The organism is Bradyrhizobium sp. CB82 (genome assembly GCF_029714405.1).
GTDB lineage: Bacteria > Pseudomonadota > Alphaproteobacteria > Rhizobiales > Xanthobacteraceae > Bradyrhizobium.
Map to the genome: position 1 here is coordinate 8,198,778 of NZ_CP121650.1, position 19,143 is coordinate 8,217,920.

The window sequence follows — 19,143 nt, forward strand, 5'->3', positions numbered from 1 at the left end:
CGCAGTGGGTCGAAGCCTTGACTGGAACGCGCCCGTCCGCTCCTCCGCAGGAGTCGCAGGATCAGATCCTGGAGGCTTGGGTTGACGAATTTGGTCGCAGGCCGGACGAGGACCGGCACGAGGCGGTCAGGCGAATCAGAGCTTGGCGAGAGAACGCCTACGACTCTGCGCCACTGCCGCTGAATCTGTCATCGCTGTCCCTGACAACCTTGCCCCCCGTCCTTCCGGCGGACCTTCAGCAGCTCGACGTCAGCCGCAATCGGCTGACCAGCTTTCCCGAGACGCTTCCGGCTGGGCTATGGGATCTCAACGCCAACGAGAACTGGCTAAGGAGCCTTCCGGAGGCCCTTCCGGCGGGGCTCCGGCAGCTCAACGTCAGTAGCAACCGGCTGACCGGTCTGCCCGATAGACTCCCGCCTAGGCTCCTGCGGCTCTACGCCAGCCGCAATCGGCTGACCAGTCTGCCCGATACCCTCCCGCCTGGGCTCCTGCGGCTCTACGCCAACAGCAACGGGATGACCAGTCTGCCGGATACACTTCCGGCGGGACTCCGGCAGCTCGAAGCACGCGACAACCGGCTAACCAGCCTGCCGGAGACCCTGCTATCCCAGCTAGGTTCTGGGTGCAGGATTGAACTGGCGGGTAACCGGCTGCCCGAGCGGGTGCGGACGAATTTGGCGGCAGCCCTGAATGCGCCGGGCTATTCCGGCCCGCAAGTTTTCTTTTCAATGGATGGAGGAACGGCGAGCGGCTCTGCGCGACCCCTGGCCGAGGCGGTAGCGGACTGGTTGAAGGGCGAGCCGGAGACGATCGCCGTCTGGCAGACCTTCGCCGACGAGGAGGGTGCGGCGGAATACGCGCTCTTCCTCGACAAGCTGCAGAAGACCGTGAATTATGATAATCCTGAGTTCCGACAGGCGGTGGCCGAGGATCTGCGGCAGGCAGCGATCAGGCCGCAATTGCGCCAGCAGTTTTTTCAGTTGGCTTTCGGGGCGAGCGAGACCTGCCAGGATCGCATCACGCTGACCTGGAACGGCATGCAGACCGCACGTCTGAACGCTGACGTCGAGGACGAGGTCTATGACGATCGGCTCGGCGAACTCATCCAGCAGGCGCGGGTCCTGTTTCGCCTCAACGCGCTCGAGCCGATCGCCCGTCAAAAGGTCAACTCGCTCCGCTTCGTCGATGAGATCGAGGTCTATCTCGCCTATCAGGTCAAGCTACGTGAGCGGCTGGACCTAAAGCTCATCGCTCCGGACATGCGGTTCTTTGATGTCGCCCACGTCACTGACGACGACCTCAACGCGGCCGAGATCCAGGTGCGCAATGAGGAGACGGCAGAGTTCGCCGACTATCTGGCAACTCGCTGGCAACCCTGGGAGATGGTGGTGAGCCGGGTCGCTCCCGAAGCGCATGCACAGACGCAGGACCGGCTCGTCGAGGCGATGGTCGATGAGTTTCCGGGCCGCCTTCAGCAACGGCTCGCCGACCATCACCTAACCGGCGATAGCGAGGCCGAGGTGCAGTTCGGAGCCCAGATCCGCGAAGAGATCGCCCGCGAAATCAAAGGCGCTCTGACGCGCCAGGTACTTGCGGACCGCGGGCTTGAGCTATGAAGCGGCCAGCCAATTGCGAGGGGATACTGCAACGGTCCTAGCGCGATGGCGTTCGCCTTTTCAGCGCTCGCATCGAGCGCTAGCGATAACCTGCTTTTTAACCGCAGGCCGGTCTGCAAGACGCGCTTCTTTTCGAAGCAACAGATCCGTATGGAGCACGCGGAAGCTAAGCTTATCCAGCATTAGTTAGAGCGACGCCTCTTCGAGGGCCGAAAGCGGGTTCGCCCAATCTCCCGTCTCCGTCGCTAGCGTAGGTTTGGCGAAAAGCGGCTCAGTCAGCGCTTCTTGCCTCCATTTCGCGCATTATACGCTCGTTTTGGGCAATCCGCTCTGTTTCGGCGGCTCTAGCTTCATCGCTGGACCGCCAGCTGCCGGTCAGAATTTTCGGCAAAACGTCATCGAGTTGTGTCGGCAAACCGACAAAGGCGATGCGGCCGTCACGGTCGACCACGAAAGAGGTAGGAATCCCGACAGAAGAGCTGGGATCTAGCCAGAGCTTTCCCATTTCACGTGTGTAGTCGAGCCCGATGCGGTAATTGAGATTCGGTACGTTTTCGGTCAACCAGGCGTCCAACTTTTCTCGGGCCTCGTCCGCTGTTTCAGCGTGTTCATGAGCTGCGAGTCCGAGGACCTCAACTGCGCTTTTTTTGTATTTCTCTTGCAACTGCACCAGTCCGGGGACCGCCGCGACACACGGTGGGCACCAAGTTGCCCAGAATTCGACGATGTAAACGATTCCAGGCTGGAAGCTCGAGAGGGGCTGGCCACGCAGCCAGTTCTCCACTTTGATCGGAGGAGCTGGGGATTCTAATCCGAGCACCATGTTACTCTCCAAAGCTTAGTGCCCGACCTTGGGCGACCTTTTGTGATAGCTGATCTCTGATCGCGGGCGCGACCGGCTTGCCGCATGGGGTTCACCAGCGAGATCCGCGGCGAATGTCGGTGCCGCCGCGCTAAGCGCGACGACGCTCAAAGTCACAAGCAGGAAGGTCTCTTGAGGGGGATACATCGGGTCAAGCAAGGAGAGCATCGGTGGTCTCGCATCTGTGTGCACTCAGCACTCGTTCGCTATTGCTGCACTCTAATAGCAACGTCTGTGCCACGTCACCTGCGTGCATGCCTGATTACAACACGCAAAGCTCGACGGTACTCCGCGGGCAATTTGAACCTGAGGTTACGATTAATGCTATCATTCGTTCTGTCTTCGACCGGCGGCGCGGTGCGCGTCATCGAATCGAAGGTACCAGCGGCAGTCCCTTCCATGTTGGGGGTGACCGAACTCCAGTTCCTCATAGCAGCGCCTTACATTCCATAGATATGCACCTTGTGGCGGAGCAGACCGACAGACCGGTCAGCCACACACCGTCTGACAAGCAATGGATCAAAGGCCGTGCCATTGCACGCGCACGCCCGTACGGCGCGTATGTTCTGGCCAAAGGTCGACCGCCGCCAGGTTGTGAACACGACATTGCGCAGGAAGGCACAAGACTGGCGCAACTGGCGGAACGGCAGCTTACTGGCAAGCCTAGATTTAAGTTGCGATAGGACGACAGCTCAACTTCTTGCCAGGCTCACTGTACACCTTTCGCTCCTGGGTCTTTTGCGTATTGTGGAGTTGTCGCACGGAAACGATCGGGACTACGCGCGCTCGCTCGTTCAAACACACATCAGCAGCTGAAAGAGGAGCTTGGACTTGATCACTTCGAAGGGCGATCATGACAAGGTCTCCATCGCCGCGACTGCTGTATAGAACACGAGACATGGCCGATCGAGCTGCCACCTTGTCCCGCACGTCAACCTCCTCGTATTTGAGGCTGCGCCAAGAACCGCTCGACAAAACGTTGTTCCGCAGGCGCCCCTGCCGTCCATGCCGATGGAGATGTCGTTTCTGGCGAGCGCGCCGTTGGAGGCCGGGCCGGTGAACTGCAAGCTGTGATCCGTGTTGAGATGGCCGGCTTGTTGCGTTCGCGGCAGGGCGCAAAATCCTGATGCGTGCCTTCGCGCCAGCTACGCTAAGCAGGAAAGCCCGACCTTCGAGCGAGGCAAATGGCTGGAAAATGCTGCCGGGCACGGCGCTCCCAAAGTCAATCCAGGTCTTCTCCCAGATCTCGGATGGCATGTTTGCCAGCGGCGCACTCGCACAGGACATGGCGCCATATGTCGACGAGCCGCTTCAACACTATCATCGCCTGGCAGAACAACGCCGACGGCGTGACACGCCGCCCTTTTGAGCAGCCAAAGATCGGGACCGGGAGGGCCACTCAGTGATCCGCGCCGCGCCCCAACATGAGCTTCGCCGGTCATCGCAGTCCGCCCATCTCTGACTCGCCTTCCAAAGCTATCGAACGACCATTCGTAAAGGAGCTACTATGGTATCGTCAGCAACTCTCCAACGCCCACCTACCGTACCTCGGATACTCCAGAAGCGGCGCCGCGAAGCATTGTCGTTCACCCACTCACTGGCCCCATCGGCGCGGCGATCAAAGGGGTTAACCTCAAAGGGCCGCTGCACCCCATCGTTCTCGAACAACTCAAGGCCGCATTACTGAAATGGAAGGTGATCTTCTTCAGAGGATCAGCCGCGTTCGCATGAGTAGCACATCTGGTTCGCAAAAGCGTTCGGTGAGCCAACCGTCGGTCACCCTGCCTTTTGGTTTGTCGAGGGGTATCCGCAAGTCTACTCCGTCGCGAGCACTCAGCTATGAGCGATTGAACACCGGCCGGTGCTGGGACGAACTCCGCGCCGCAGAAGAACTGATAGTGGGAGTTCTCGAGCCACCGCTCGCAGCACGTCCTCAGAGAGGTCGTAGGTGTGCTTAAATGACCAGTCCCACCATTAAGCGCGTCGGCAGCGGCGACCGGCCGGGATCATCGGTGCAAACCTGGCCGAACCGCTCTTCCAGGAACCCGCAATCCACGTCCGCCCCAGCGCCACCACGGACGCTTCATGTCGATGATTTGATCGAGCCGAGCCCGGAAAGGTCCTGTTCTCCCGTCTCGCTCCATTCGCGTGGTCGCATCTCGTCCTTCGCCAACGCAGTTCGAGGCGAGTGAATCACCTAACACCAAATCTCGCTCTAAAGGCCCCCTTTCCTGTAAGTCCAGTTATGGCAAAACGTCGCTTATGGATTCCAAATCACCGGCTTGGGAGTTCTTCACGGACGGCGAGCTCCGCCCGATGCTCGACACTTAATCGTTGCCCACGCCACTCATTGTCGCGACGGCGTTGCACTGAGGAGGGAATGCGCATAGCTTCGCGGTACTTCGCGACCGTGCGGCGGGCAATATCAATTCCCGACCCGCGCAACCGTTCCACGATGGCATCATCCGACAGGATCGCGGACGGCTCTTCCGAATCGATCAGCTGCCTGATTCGGTGACGCACGGCCTCGGCCGAATGCGGTTCGCCGCCGTCGGCCGAGGCGATCGAGGCGGTGAAGAAATATCTCAGCTCGAACGTGCCGCGATTTGTTGCCAAGTATTTGTTGGCGGTGACACGCGACACAGTTGATTCGTGCATCTGGATGGCGTCGGCTATGGCCTTCAGATTCAGCGGGCGAAGATGAGCCACGCCATGGATGAAGAAGCCGTACTGCTGGCGCACGATCTCGGTTGCGACTTTCAGGATGGTGCGGGCGCGCTGATCGAGCGCGTGCACCAGCCAACTCGCTTTCTGCAACGCGTCGGTGAAATAGGACCTGTCGGCGCCCTTGCCGACATTCTTCGCCAGCTCGGAATAGTAGGTACGGTTGACCAGCACGCGCGGCAAGGTGTCGCTGTTGAGTTCGACATGCCAGCCGCCGTCGGGACCCGGACGGACATAGACGTCCGGCACCACGGTCTGGAGGCGCGCCGAGCCGAACTTCATGCCGGGCTTGGGATCGAGGCGGCGGATCTCGCCGATCATGTCGGCGATATCCTCGTCGTCGACGCCGCAGAGCTTACGTAAGGCCCCGATGTCGCGCTTGGCCAGGAGATCGAGATTCTCGACCAGCGCCTGCATCGCCGGATCGTAGCGATCGAGCTCACGAAGCTGAATGGCCAGGCATTCACTCAAGGAGCGTGCGCAGACGCCAGGCGGATCGAATTTTTGCAGCACCGCAAGAACGTCAGCGACATCCTGCTGCGATGCACCGAGCCGTTCGGCGGCCTGGCCGAGATCCGGCGACAGATAACCGGCCTCATCGACGAGGTCGACGAGATATTGCCCGATCATGCGCTGCGCCGGCGCGGTGAACGCGACCAACAGCTGCTCGGCGAGGTGGTCCGACAATGTTGTCTCGGCCGCGACAAATGCTTCCAAATTGTAGTCTTCGTCACCGGAGGCGCCGCCCCCCCATTCGGTGTAGGTGGTCAGGGCGGCATCGGGGGCATCGCGCGCTGGGACCTCGGCCAGCTCTTCGGCGCTGAACTGGCCGACCTCAGTCGAGGCGTCGGCGCCAGCTGGATCGTCACTGGCGCGCTCGAGCAGCGGATTGCACTCGAGCTCCTCCTCCACGAACCTCGTAAGATCGAGATTGGACAGCTGCAGCAGCTTGATCGCCTGCATCAGCTGCGGCGACATGACCAACGACTGCGAATGCCGGAACTCTAATCTCTGCGTGAGCGCCATGAAGCAAGAACCGTTACCGAAGTTGGCCCGCGTTTTGCTCATCTAGCCAGGAGCTGATTTACACGCTTTGATGTCGCGCAAAAGCAGATCGAGGCGGGAGTTCTGACGAAAGTTAAGGCGGCGAACAACTGGACGGCGACGATCTTATCGGGGCTCCCTCGTCAAGAGTTCATTGCGTGCGGGACTGGAGAACTAAAAATCAGGATGTGGCACGGTGACCCGTGGGCATGAACTAACCAGGCCTGCTTTAATGGCGAGACTCTTATGAAGGATTTCGCTGAAAAGCAGTGCGCGGCAGTTTCCGCGACTTGTGCAAGTAGTCGCGATCTCACACCACGCAGCAGGACCGCTCGCGATAGGCGGGCTTTGAAGCCCAATCTTGGAAGGATGTTGCCCAAACGAATTGGCACTAAGGCTGGCAGTCAAAAATAGTTGAGGTGCAGGGCTGGACTTAGCGCAAAATCAGAACTGCGCCGAACGTGATTGCGAGGGCTATCGCCGCGTTCGGCTGCCGGAGGCCGGCCGCTTGTGAGACCTCAGCGTCTATCCCGATGTGCGTCGAAAACGAGTCGGTTGCTGTCGCAATCGGCGCAAGATCGAAGACCGGATAATTATGCCTGCTCTTCGGCTTATCGGTACAGCTAAGTCAAAGTGAAATAACGTTCGCAATCCACGCCAAGGGCTCGGCCATAGAGCATGCCTTGGCTGCCCTACTCGCCCTCCTCGCAGCCCATCGCCGTCCTTTAAGGATGCCCAGGATAAATGCGAACGCGCCGCGCCCTGGTTTTCGACTAGATGCCGTAATGAGCCTGCTCCGAGCAAGAGAGAAACGCATAAGAGCATGCGATCCAGCGCCGAAGGCGTGTATTGTCCGTAGTAGGAATTCAACCTCTGAGGGGTCGATTGAGCTCGTCGGCGGTGTGGGCCAACGAGACCTGCATGCGACGACGAAGACTCAAGTCCCGGACCTTGGGCCGCATACGACACCGGGCTGCTGAGGGCCACCCGTGCGAGCGCCTGACGCGCTCGCCGCGCCAGCGCAGCAGATGAATTGGTAACAGAAGAGCCCGCCCAAGGGCGGGACCTTCGATCCGTCGTTTAAACGCGAACGAAGTTAAATGAGGCCGCGTCGCGTTGCTTTGGCTACAGCATTTGTTCGGTTCGCCGCCCCTAGCTTTCGGATCACGTTCTTCATGTGAAAATTGACGGTATTCTCGCTGACCCCAACAAGTACGCCCGACGACCCAGGCTGACTTTCCCTCTGCGACCCAGTGTAGGCACTCTGTTTCTCGCTCTGTTAGCGGAGCATCTGTCTCGCAACCTTCGTCAGTTGGCGGTGTAATCTCCGCAACTGCGTTGTGAAACGCCGAGGCCAATGTGTCGAGACGAGCCATGCGATGCTGTGGATCGGCATCATCGAACGCAGATGCAAACGATACGAAAGCCAATCGACCTCGCAATCCAAACAATGGTACGCTCATGCCATGCTTGAGACCTGCTTCTCTGGCCTCACGTAAAACACGCAGCTCACGGGGCTGTAGTTGATATCGACGGGTTAGTTCATCTCACAGAAAGGGCGTTGGCAGCATTGCTGTCCACCGGACCACCGGGTCGATCGCTCGGTACTCTTGCTCAGCATAGCGTTGGCACCAATCTAACGGGAAGTTTATAGTTGGCAGGGGCGGCAGATACTCCGGCAGACGACGCTCATTCGGACAGGTGAGTGCTCCGTAGGCGACTTTACTAAAGCCCTCCTCGTTCGCGTAGCTCACAAGAAGATCGAACAGCGCCTTGATTGATTTCGTCTGCGTAGCGCATTCGACGAAGCTGAATAGGTCGGGACCGCGGCTCTCCCGTCCGCTTGAAGAGATTGGCATTTCGCCGTGCGATTGATCATCCATTTGTACTTCCATTGCTCACCCAGATGTTGGCTCCGCTTGTTGCAACTGAACACTCGCGCGCGAGGGAAAGCGCCGGCCCGAAATGTTTGACCCCAGCACGCACCCAGAAGATAGGAGCTGATTATGTTCGATGCTGACCGGTCGGGTTGCTATCCGAGGCGCCAAATCGTCGCGAGTGTATCCAGACTCTCGAAAGAGTGGTTGGTGAATGACGAGAGCGTTGCGGCGGACAAGCTCGGCACTTTTCGTAGGAACATACCAGCATCTCCAGGGCAGACGTAAGGAAGTGAGCTCGGCACCGAATTCTTCGCGCAGCTCGGCACACCCTCAGGGCACGGACCGGTGCAGGCCCCCTCAAGCGCTTGAGCATGTTCGCCCGCCTCGCGCCGACATTGACAAATAGCTGCTTGATGAGGACGACAGCGTGCATGCGATCCTCCGCAGGTTCCAAGAACCACCGCGATGGGCACAGCAATTCTCGCGCCACTTTCCGAGCCGCGAAACGGCGCGTTAAGAGAGGCACGTCAGAACGTCGGCGAAGACGGTCTCGTGTGAGGTGTGTGACGGGATGTGACATACGTCGAACATGCGACAACGTCGCAGGCTGCGACATCGAGATGTCCGGGCTAGCTCTCGCGCACCACGGTCTTCAAGTAATGGTAAGCCTTAATGATCTCGACCAGGCGGTCCTCCGTGGAGCGGTCGCCCCTATTGGCATCGGGATGGTGCTGCTTGACGAGCGCCTTGTACCTCGCCTTGATGTCGCCGAGCGTCGCATCGGCATCGAGGCCCATCACCTGCAACGCTTTCCGCTCGGCATTGAAGCTCTTGCGCGCCTCGGGCTTGGCTTCCGCGCGGGGGGGGGCACCGGCGCGTCCGTTCGGCCCGACGAGCATGCTGAAGGGATGCGAGGCGTCCTCCAAATCGGCGGCGCCGGCGGTCATTTTGCGGGCGCCGATGTTCTCGCCCATCTTCCAGGTCGGACGATGGCCGGTCAGCGCGTCCTTCTGGTAGCGCGCGACCGCTTCCGCGTCCATCCCGGAGAAGAAATTGTAGGACTGATTGTATTCGCGAACATGGTCGAGGCAGAAGTGCCAATAGTCGCGCGCATTGTCGCGGCCCTTGGGCGCGCGATGGGTACCCTTGCCCTTGCAACCAGGCCATTGGCACGGTGCCGCGGTTTGGCGCACCTGCGTTTCCTGCTTCGCAGTCCGCTTGTTGATCCGAATGGAGTCGAAGAATTTGGATGTGTCGATCGGCATGGCCGGGCTCCGGTTGGCGGAGCGGCAGTTAACAGAGCCGCTTTTATGCTAGAGAAGGCAAGTTGGACTGACTCGGGCTTTGCGTCTGATACAGTGGCATGCTGTAACAGGCACGTCCCAGCAATCGACATGCCACGAGACGCGAGCTTGGTTGAGACAATCATCTCTTTGCGATCTCAGATCGGCCTTGCGATTTGCTGTCGGGTTCTGCACATAGAGGTCTTGAACGGGACTGGCTGAATACGAAGAAAGCGGGAGCTATGCAGGAATCTCGGTGATGACGAGCTCAGAGAAGCGGCCTATCCGGGCGAGTGACCAACCTGCGAAAACTTCTCCAAGGAGAGCGATACGCCCCGAAGGAGACGATCAACATCCTGCCGTTCGGTCCGCCGTCTGCAGTGACCATGCACTGGTACGAATTCTCCGCAACAGAGCGGCGTGATCTGTTCGCTTGCGCGCTGGGCCATGGCCGTGCCGCACGGCCCGGGCGCGACCATCCGGCAGCTTCAGCTCCGTGATCTTGCCGGTACGGGCGCGGCGGACCAGGAGCCTCGATCACCTGCTGCCCGTCCCTTACCTGCGCGGTATGTCGACCGGCGATTCCACGAGGCGCTCTCGGCGCCGCTTGGAAAGGATGTGCCGAACCTTTCGCCTTGGGTGATTTCGGGCCTGAACGACCAATACCAGGTCGAATACGAGCGCTGGCAGACGCACCAGCGCTGCTGGCAAGACAAGACCGTCAGCGTGCTCAACAAGATCCCGAGCTCGGTTCGAAGCGGCATGAAGAAGGCCATGCAGGATCTCAGAGGCGCAGAGCCAGGCTGTCGCGGACCATGCACTCGATACCTTCGCCGAGAATTACACCACCAAATATGCGCGTGCCGTTGATTGCCGGACCGCGCCAATCTAGAGTCTAGTGGCCTTCTACCGCTTTCCTGCCGAGCACCAGAGGCAGCTGAGGAATCCGATCGAGACTATCGGACGCGGTGCGGCACAGGAGCGCGCGAGTCAAGAAATCGTTGTCGCCACAAACCGTAAGATTGATAGTGCAGGCTGATCGAGGTGGCGTCGAAACTTTGGGTCGACTGAAGAGCCCCCAAGAAGATCGTCGCCGGTGTCAGATTCCCGACCATCGAGATCGTCCCGACCACGCAATGCCGCCTGATCGGCTCCGTCACCAAGATTCAGGCATAGCTTAGAGGTCAGCCGCCCGCCATCGAAAGCAGCTGTGATCTTCTTGCGTTCGACCGCCGGAAATATGAAAGGCACAATCGAATTGTCGACCACTCGGTTGTGGCTGCCTCGCCTTTTGCGCAGAATTGACTGACGATGTCGTGTGGAGTAAGCCTGCTGAGGGGGCGCCTGGTTCATCGCCAAAACAACATTCGAGAAATCGATTAGCCCAACGCCAACAGCAAAAGATGGTGGCCTCACTGAGCCCCTTCTGTTCCCGCAGATAGATTTCGTGGTCCCGCGTACTTGACCTCTTGGGGGCCGCCGGTTCTTGGCGCATAGGCCATTTGGAACACCTTGATCTACAAACACTGTCGCGCGCTTTGGAAAACTGCCCCCATATTGCCGCACATATGGATGCCCCGATCGCGATGAGATGCCTCATTTATTTTGCTCCCGGCTTGGATTGAGGAGGAGGCCGGGTGCGGAGATGGCCGGGGCTTCGGATCGCGGCCTCCTCCGCTGGCTCCTGGCACAACATTAGGTAGTGGGACTCATAAGCCGGCGGCGTCTTCTCCGTAGGAACGAGGGTGAGTTCGGTGTCGCTGGCGGGCCGTCTCTTAGCTACCGCCGCTTGCCAGAAGCACGGAGTAGAGGGCGAGCCGAATAACCATGTCGAGGACGGCGTGCAGCTCAGCAGGATTGGCCTTTCAGTTCGCCGGCGCAACCCGCGACACAGCTCCAAGCTAGCAAGAGCTGCCATCGTTGTAGGTCGGACCGAATTCGCAGACCCGTGGCACTGCTGCCAGGGTTCTGCATTGTCGTCAATGGAATGAGAGCCGGGTCAGAAGTCCATGCCGCCCATGCCCGCGCCAGGAGGCATCGCGGGGCCGCCGGCGTTCTTCTTCGGCAGCTCGGCAACCATCGCTTCCGTGGTGATCAGCAGCGCTGCCACCGAGGAGGCATTCTGGACCGCGGTGCGCACGACCTTGGTCGGGTCGATGATGCCCTTGGAGACAAGGTTGCTGTACTCGCCAGTCTGCGCATCGAAACCGTAGGAGTACTGGTGATTCTCTAGCACTTTGCCGACCACTACCGAGCCGTCTTCACCGGCGTTGATGGCGATCTGGCGAGCCGGCCAGGACAGCGCCTTGCGCACAATCTCGACACCGGTCTTCTGGTCGTCGTTCTTGGTGCGCAGGCCCTTGAGCGCTTCGGTGGCGCGGAGCAGGGCAACGCCGCCGCCCGGCAGAATGCCTTCCTCGACGGCTGCGCGGGTCGCATGCATCGCGTCATCCACGCGATCCTTGCGCTCCTTCACCTCGACCTCGGTTGCGCCGCCGACGCGGATCACCGCGACGCCGCCTGCGAGCTTGGCGAGACGCTCCTGGAGCTTCTCACGGTCGTAGTCCGAGGTGGTCTCCTCGATCTGCGTCTTGATCTGGGCCACGCGCGCCTCGATGTCGGCCTTCTTGCCGGCGCCGTTGACGATCGTGGTGTTCTCCTTGTCGATCATCACCTTCTTGGCGCGGCCGAGCATCGAGAGGTTGACGTTCTCGAGCTTGATGCCGAGATCTTCTGAGATGGCCTGGCCGCCGGTCAGGATCGCGATGTCCTGCAGCATCGCCTTGCGACGATCGCCGAAGCCCGGAGCCTTGACGGCCGCGACCTTCAGGCCGCCGCGGAGGCGGTTCACGACGAGGGTCGCGAGCGCTTCGCCTTCGACGTCTTCAGCGACGATGACCAGCGGCTTGCCGGACTGCACCACGGCCTCGAGCAGCGGCAGCAATTCGTTCAGCGAGGAGAGCTTCTTCTCGTTGATGAGGATGTAGGCGTCGTCCATCTCAACGCGCATCTTGTCGGCGTTGGTGACGAAGTAGGGCGAGATGTAGCCGCGGTCGAACTGCATGCCCTCGACGACGTCGAGCTCGGTCTCGAGTGACTTGGCTTCCTCGACGGTGATGACCCCCTCGTTGCCGACCTTCTTCATGGCGTCCGCCAGGAACTTGCCGATCTCGGCGTCGCCATTGGCCGAGATGGTGCCGACCTGGGCGATCTCCTCGTTCGAGGTGACCTTCTTCGAGTTCTTCTCGAGGTCCGCAACGACGGCCGCGACCGCGAGGTCGATGCCGCGCTTTAAATCCATCGGGTTCATACCAGCGGCAACCGACTTGGCTCCCTCGCGCACAATTGCGGCTGCAAGCACAGTCGCCGTTGTGGTACCGTCGCCGGCGGCGTCCGCCGCCTTGGCCGCGACCTCGCGCACCATCTGGGCACCCATATTCTCGAACTTCTCCTCCAGCTCGATCTCCTTGGCCACGGCAACGCCGTCCTTGGTGATGCGGGGCGCGCCGAACGACTTGTCGAGCACCACGTTGCGGCCCTTCGGACCCAAGGTGACCTGCACGGCATTGGCAAGGATGTCGACACCGCGCAGCATACGATCGCGCGCGTCTACGCCGAATTTGACTTCTTTGGCTGACATAATGATTTTCCTCAGTGTCTATTTTTCATCCTTCGGCGCGTCCGAAGGGCGCTCGACAGGAGTGAGCGGTGGGGAGCGCTGGATCAGGCGGCTATCTCCGTCGACAACAGGTCGGTGAGGACTCCCATGATGCCGCTTTCTTTCATGATCAACAGCTCCCGGCCATTGATCTTCACTTCTGTGCCGGACCACTTGCCGAACAGCACGCGCTCGCCGACCTTGACATCGATCGCAATCAGCTTACCGGTCTCGTCTCGGCCGCCCGGGCCAATTGCGATGACTTCGCCCTGGGAGGGCTTTTCCCTGGCTGTATCGGGAATGATAATGCCGCCAGCTGTCTTCTCTTCAGCGTCGATACGCTTGACCACGACGCGGTCGTGAAGCGGACGGAATTTCATGCAGGCCTCCTGAGCATCTGGACGAGTTGACGATAGTCACTTGTGAACAGCACCCGCATAGCAAAAGCCAGGCCAAGGATGAGCGGAGCGATGCATGCCTGCAGTGCTGCTGAATCGGCGCTTAGCCTCAGGGTCTACTCGTTCGGAAGCAAACGTCCCCATGCAACACGGCCCGCCAAGTTGTCGTAAAACTGACATTGCGTCCCGTCGAAGCAGCGCGGTTGATGGCCATGCGCATTGATCAAATCGTACACGCCCGAGCTCAGCAAGGCTGACGATAAAACCGGGGAGAAGAGCGCCGGCTTCATCAGGATTGTCGGCTTCGAGGACAGTCCGAAGTGTCGTCTTTGCCGTTCAACGAACAGTCGTCACAACTTGCCCGCTATTGAGACGGCCTGTATGCCGAGCCGGCGCGCTGCTTTCCCCATTTCGTCGGCTTCCTGGAATATTGTCGCGCTTCTAGCGGCTGCTATCTGTCGGACGCCAACGTCGGTGCGAAATTTGATACACGAGGTCGATGCAGCGCGCCGTTCTATATGGGATGCGACCAGGTGAGCGAATGCCGCTAGCTAGCCTGGCGTGGTCGCGACTTTCCTTTCGCGTTTTTGGCTGCAACTGCCGCGGACCGCGCATTGCGTGGGATGCCTCGGGTCCTGATGAGCTGCTGACAAGCCTTAGCGCCCCGGGAGGGTCTGCGACTTGAGGGGCCCGGCCGCGTCCGATGCCTGGATGAGCGACACCAGCGGACGCTCAAATTGTTTAACCATCTGGACCGCTGCTGTTTGCTCCGGTCCTTTAGGGTGCACTGTCTGGGCGGCCTCGATGCCGTCGTTGAATCTGGCACCTGCGATTTTTGACCTTGAGCCGCCACCAGGTCTTTGAGCGGCAATCACCAGCTTGAACCCCATCTGCTTGGCGGTGGTCGGCGACAACAGGCCCCTTCCGCACGGTCTGCGTCTTGATCCGCAGCTTGACTCCTCGTGCAGTCGTTCGATCTCATTTGCCCATAAATAATCCCTCTTGTAAGAGATGTGGCTCGACTGTTCTTGCAGCTTGATCAAACTATGAGATCTGTCCCTAGCTTCCTCTGTTCTACGAGTTGCTGCGGTTGATCGGATAGTTTCCCGAAGAAGACAGGACGCCTACCGCAAAAATGGCGGCGACCAAGGGAAAGCACAAGACTATTTCGGTCGAATATCTCACAATCGGGGCCCAACAGCCTCAATTCATTGGCGCACCGATGTCGGCCAGCTCATCGAGCAGTCTCAGGTGTTTGCGTATCGTGTCCGTCGCTGCGCTGATGACCTCCTCGCGCTTGTCACCGACGACGTGAATCACGGCAGCGAGCACCCCAGCAGCCCTCATGACCGCCTTCTGACCCGTGTCAGAACTGTCGACTATCTTGATCGAAAGGTCGTGGACGCATTCTAGATGCTTCGCGATCTCACGCTCGACGTCGTCATTCATTCGCGAACTCCTTCTGACTACGCCGCTCTTGCGCGCGCAAGCATGATTGCATCAGAATGGTGTAATTATGATGTTTACTCTTGTGGGTTGATAAGGCCGAGTGCGCGGACAATCATTCGCGCGCCACCGAGTGGTGGCGGGCCGGCCCAGTGCAGCGAACACCTGACCAGCCCTGACCTTCAATGTGGAAGTTATCCATGCTTCAGCTTGACGATTGTTCTAGCACATATACGTACCGTAAAGCCGTGTGGGCCGCGACGTCAGCCAATTAGGGAAGCGCTGCTGCATTCCCTGCAGTAACGAGTCGTTCGTCCAGTTCACTGTCACGACACGCGACACCCATCGAGATTATGCCGCCCCTCGCAGGCGCCCAGATCGGCTATTCGCAGAGGAACGGCTGGGTGTTTGGCGCCGAACTCGATGCCAGCGGTGCTGCACGCAGACGACATGGCACAGACGTTGCTAGTAGGTGCAGCACTAGCGAACGAGTGCTGACTGCACAGACGACCGATGCTTTCCTTCAACTCATGTGGCTCACGCCTGAGATGAAAAACTCCCCGCTTGTGACTTGGAGCGTCGCCGCGCTTACTGCGGCGGCACCGATATTCACCCCTGATATCGCTGCGCAGTCCGTATACACCAAGCCGCTTTCTGCCACCCTAAGAGATCAGCTAGCACAAAAAGTGGCGCAAGGTCGGGCAATGGTTTTGCAGAGTGATATGGTGCTGGGCTTAGAATCCCCAGCTCCTCCGATCAAGGTCGAAAACTGGCTGCGTGGCCAGTCCCTTGCGAGCTTCCAGCCCGGAAGAGTATACATCGTCGAATTCTGGGCAACTTGGTGCAAACCGTGTGAGGCGGCCCTGTCCCATCTGGTGCAGTTGCAAGAGAAATATAAAGACAGCGGAGTTGAGGTGCTCGGACTCGCAGCCCTTGAACGCGCTCAAACAGCGGACAAGGCTCAAAACAAGTTGGACGCATGGTTGACCAAAAAGTTGCCGAATCTCAACTACCGGATTGGGTTCGACTACACACGCAAAATGGAAAAGCTTTGGTTGCGTCCCAGCCGTTCTGTCGGAATTCCCACCACCTTCGTCGTCGACCGTGACGGCCGCATCGCCTTTGTCGGTTTGGCGATGCAACTCGATGACGTTCTACCCAAAGTTCTGACTGGCAGCTGGCGCACCAGCGATGAAGCTAAAGCCGCCGAAACAGAGCGGATCGCCCAAGACAAGCGCATAATGGACGAAATGGCGCGCCAGAAGCGCTGACTGATATCACGATTTGCATCATGGTCCCAGTCGGACCCGCCACTAAGCGCAGTAGTCCGTCCGCGCCACGTTTGTGCTCAACAGGTTTTCTCGGGCTAACGGCGGCAGACCTGTCCATATCCGCAGCCTTACCCGCCAAATACGGCGGCTTGCGCGGCGCGAACGGCTCGGTAACCATGGCTTGGTCGACGAGGCGGGCAAGGTCACGATTGCGTCACGCCTCACATCCGATCCTTGGCATCAAAATTTGCGGAGCGGAAGGCGCGTTCCGGATCGGCTAAGATGAGGCGGAAGTGGTTGGACCCATCCTCCCACTGCTTGTTGATGGCTCGGCGAGGATCCTGTCCTCGACGGTATCGATGAGGTCGGCTCGACACATCCGACATGGCCACTCCAATTCCATGCAGCATGAGCATGCTGCCACCTTGTACGCCTCGTCAGAGCTCACCTTGCAACGCTCCCGGGCCGCATCGATGACGATCATCAACCGTGCCTTTGCCTGGCGCGAGCTCGTCTAATTCAACCAGTTCGAGCTTGAGCGCTTGGTTGTGGTAATCGGCCTGACACTGCACGTATTGTCGGACGGTGGCTGCATGAATGTCCGTATTGGGACAATATCAGCGACTTGACGCCACACGTCGCGACGAAGCGCTGCATAGCCTGCGAATTCACTTCGGCACGCGACTTGCTCTCTTTGCGGCATCATCACCGATCGCAGTGCGATGGTCTTCGGGACGGGCTCGGCGCGCGTCGCTGTTAGCGTCTGATCCGCTCGGAGGGTTTGCTGCGCGACATTATGGGCGCTCGGTTGTGGACCGAGAAAATGCAGGGAAGTGTTGAATGCGATCTGGAGTTCGTCTTTTGGGAGCCACGACAATTGCGCTCGTCGCAACCGGTGCAGCAAATGCGGCAGACCTTGAGCCGGAAGTGAAACTGCCCGCGGCGGTGTGGAACTGGTCCGGAGGCTATATTGGTACGTCGGCGGCGGCTACGGCCGAACCTCCTTCAGCAATCCCTACGGTCCGTCGATTTATGGCGATGTCGTCGATACTCCAGTATTCCTCGCAGGTGGCCAGATCGGCTACAATTGGCAGAAGAACGGCTGGGTCTTTGGCGTCGAGCTTTATGCTAGCGGCGCTGCCTCCAACGGCACAAATACCTGCCTCGCCGCCTACGGCTTTGTCGTAAGCGCAAAAGGCAGGTCCCAACGCCTTCGCCACCGCGACTGGCCGCGTCGGTTACGCGTTTGGCGCGCTGGGCCATACGCTGGCCTACCTCAAGGGAGGTGTGGCTTGGCAAAACAATCAGGGCGACGTCGTCAATAACAACGAGGGGGGCCGGTTGCCACAGGACAAAACCCATTTCGGTTATGGCCGCCTCGGTGGCATCATCGGGCTGGGGGTCGAGCAAGCGCTTACACCTGCATGGTCGGTCAAAGCTGAGTATGACTATCTGCATTTCGGCGGGCCGAGTGTCGCAACCCCTCCGACGGTGCAGGATCCGCCGCCTGCGATTCTTCCGGCGAACACAACGAGCCTATCCAGTGACTATCACATCGGAAAGATCGGGTTGAACTACCATTTTGGCGCCGACCCGTGGACGGCGCAATGGTCCAATGCGCCACTGTACGCGAAAGAACCCGCCGGTGCGCCGCCGATTGCTTACGCGGCCGGTTGGTCGTTCGAAGGCGGATCGCGGCTGTGGCTCAGCCGCGGACGATTTCAATGGGATAACAGCGCAATGCCCTATGGCTGGCCTCTAGACCCCAGCATCGTTTTATCGAGGCTCACTTATCACGGCCTTGACGGACTTTCCGGAGAGCTATTTGGCCGTGTTGATAGCCCCTGGGGAGTGTAAGAGCAACATTGGCCTTGGGCGCTTCGACAATGGACACATGAACGATGAAGATTGGGGCCAACTCAAATACCCCCTCTCGTATATGAACACGATATCAGGCCAGGCCAACGGGAGGTTCACGTATTATACGGCCGATGCGGGTTACGATCTCCTGCGCGCCGCCAACTACAAGATTGGAGGATTTATCGGCTGGACCTACTACGAAACAGAGCTCCGACTCGAGGGGATGTGTAGAGATCGCCAACCCGAAGACGAGATGCTTGTCGCGCCGTGACGACACTATCATTGGCAGCCAGAATACTCAGTGGAATGCGCCTCGGATCGGCCTAAGCGCCGAAACCATGTTGACCGAGCGCTGGCGCTTAAACACCGATATCGCCTACCTGCCCTGGACCGATTTCAAGGGGCGTGACAATCATCTCTTGCGCAACCAGACCACTTTCGCTGAACAGCGCGGCAATGGTGGCGGCGGGGTCCAAATTGAAGGAGTGTTGTCCTACTTCATCACCAAAAACTTTAGCGTCGGCGTCGGCGGGCGCTATTGGGCAATGTGGACTAAGAAGCGTGGCGAGGTGATCTGCAAAGGCAGCGACAGCGAGTGCACCGAAGCGCCACCTGCGTTTGCAACGTTCAGCATGGAGCGGTGGGGCACGTTCTTTCAGGCCTCCTATAGGTTCGATTGAAAAGATCACACCTCCCGCCAAGCTATCCGCCAATTAGGGACGAGATGCTGCATTCCCTGCAGGGGGTCGCTCCAGTTCACTGTCACGACACGCGACACTCATGGGGATTATGTTCTTGGACAGGCTTGCATGAGCCGAGACATCCAGGTCCGGACAGCCATTGACATCATCCAGGCCACAAATGCGTTCGACTTGCTCTCGAATGAGGAGCGCGCGCGGCTTCGCGAGATCCTGTACCGACCAGGTGCAGGTTTACATTGACGAGGTCGAGCAGGAGCGTGCCGCTGAGGCTGCGGCACCCGGCATGCGACGATCAACGTGTGCGCGGCCTTGGTTAGGATTCTTCTCTGCGATTCTCAGGCAGCACGCCGATGCGACTCCTATGATGCTGCCGCCCCATCACGTAGACCAAGATCACCCA

Annotated in this window: 13 protein-coding genes and 2 pseudogenes; 5 read left to right on the top strand and 10 right to left on the bottom strand. The window is 59.4% G+C overall.

Features of this window, described 5'->3' with window-relative positions; genetic code table 11:
• Positions 1–209 precede the first annotated feature (209 nt).
• Positions 210–1,616 carry an NEL-type E3 ubiquitin ligase domain-containing protein gene (locus QA640_RS39190; RefSeq protein WP_349253673.1) on the top strand — a complete coding sequence of 469 codons (1,407 nt, stop codon included), beginning with the start codon at positions 210–212 and terminating at the stop codon, positions 1,614–1,616.
• A gap of 271 nt (positions 1,617–1,887) precedes the next feature.
• Here QA640_RS39190 and QA640_RS39195 read toward each other — a convergent pair whose 3' ends face one another.
• The 10 genes and pseudogenes from QA640_RS39195 to QA640_RS39240 all read right to left on the bottom strand — a co-directional run bounded on the left by QA640_RS39195 (position 1,888) and on the right by QA640_RS39240 (position 14,914).
• Positions 1,888–2,439 (bottom strand): TlpA disulfide reductase family protein, encoded by a 552-nt coding sequence (locus QA640_RS39195; RefSeq protein ID WP_349253674.1) that lies wholly within the window; start codon positions 2,437–2,439, stop codon positions 1,888–1,890.
• A gap of 2,313 nt (positions 2,440–4,752) precedes the next feature.
• Entirely contained in the window at positions 4,753–6,228 is a 1,476-nt protein-coding gene (gene rpoN / locus QA640_RS39200; protein WP_283037981.1) for an RNA polymerase factor sigma-54, read from the bottom strand.
• Positions 6,229–7,342: 1,114 nt separating this feature from the next.
• On the bottom strand, positions 7,343–7,423 hold the full coding sequence (locus QA640_RS39205) for a hypothetical protein (RefSeq protein ID WP_283043024.1): 81 nt from the start codon (positions 7,421–7,423) through the stop codon (positions 7,343–7,345).
• A 217-nt stretch (positions 7,424–7,640) separates the two neighbouring features.
• Positions 7,641–8,141: pseudogene (locus QA640_RS39210) on the bottom strand (autoinducer binding domain-containing protein); the annotation flags it as partial.
• Positions 8,142–8,755: 614 nt separating this feature from the next.
• Complete coding sequence (locus QA640_RS39215; RefSeq protein ID WP_283037982.1) at positions 8,756–9,391, bottom strand: DnaJ domain-containing protein; 636 nt, start codon at positions 9,389–9,391, stop codon at positions 8,756–8,758.
• A 1,008-nt stretch (positions 9,392–10,399) separates the two neighbouring features.
• Positions 10,400–10,678, bottom strand: coding sequence for a hypothetical protein (locus tag QA640_RS39220; RefSeq protein WP_283043135.1), 279 nt, complete (start codon positions 10,676–10,678; stop codon positions 10,400–10,402).
• A gap of 730 nt (positions 10,679–11,408) precedes the next feature.
• Positions 11,409–13,049 carry a chaperonin GroEL gene (gene groL / locus QA640_RS39225; RefSeq protein WP_283037983.1) on the bottom strand — a complete coding sequence of 547 codons (1,641 nt, stop codon included), beginning with the start codon at positions 13,047–13,049 and terminating at the stop codon, positions 11,409–11,411.
• Positions 13,050–13,132: 83 nt separating this feature from the next.
• Positions 13,133–13,447 (bottom strand): co-chaperone GroES, encoded by a 315-nt coding sequence (locus tag QA640_RS39230; protein ID WP_283037984.1) that lies wholly within the window; start codon positions 13,445–13,447, stop codon positions 13,133–13,135.
• A gap of 674 nt (positions 13,448–14,121) precedes the next feature.
• A complete protein-coding gene (locus tag QA640_RS39235; protein ID WP_283037985.1) occupies positions 14,122–14,379 on the bottom strand; it encodes a hypothetical protein in 258 nt (85 codons plus the stop codon).
• A 289-nt stretch (positions 14,380–14,668) separates the two neighbouring features.
• Positions 14,669–14,914, bottom strand: a complete 246-nt coding sequence (locus QA640_RS39240) for a hypothetical protein (protein WP_283037986.1) — start codon at positions 14,912–14,914, stop codon at positions 14,669–14,671.
• 719 nt (positions 14,915–15,633) lie between these two features.
• On the opposite strand from QA640_RS39240, the pseudogene QA640_RS39245 reads away from it, so the two are divergent.
• From QA640_RS39245 to QA640_RS39260, 4 genes and pseudogenes are all read left to right on the top strand, one after another.
• A pseudogene (locus QA640_RS39245) lies at positions 15,634–16,149 on the top strand (TlpA disulfide reductase family protein); the annotation flags it as partial.
• A gap of 1,299 nt (positions 16,150–17,448) precedes the next feature.
• Positions 17,449–18,039 (top strand): hypothetical protein, encoded by a 591-nt coding sequence (locus QA640_RS39250; protein WP_283043025.1) that lies wholly within the window; start codon positions 17,449–17,451, stop codon positions 18,037–18,039.
• Between the two features lie 37 nt (positions 18,040–18,076).
• Entirely contained in the window at positions 18,077–18,313 is a 237-nt protein-coding gene (locus QA640_RS39255) for a hypothetical protein (RefSeq protein ID WP_283037987.1), read from the top strand.
• Complete coding sequence (locus tag QA640_RS39260; protein ID WP_283037988.1) at positions 18,300–18,722, top strand: omptin family outer membrane protease; 423 nt, start codon at positions 18,300–18,302, stop codon at positions 18,720–18,722. The genes QA640_RS39255 and QA640_RS39260 overlap by 14 nt, the downstream gene beginning before the upstream one ends.
• Positions 18,723–19,143 lie beyond the last annotated feature (421 nt).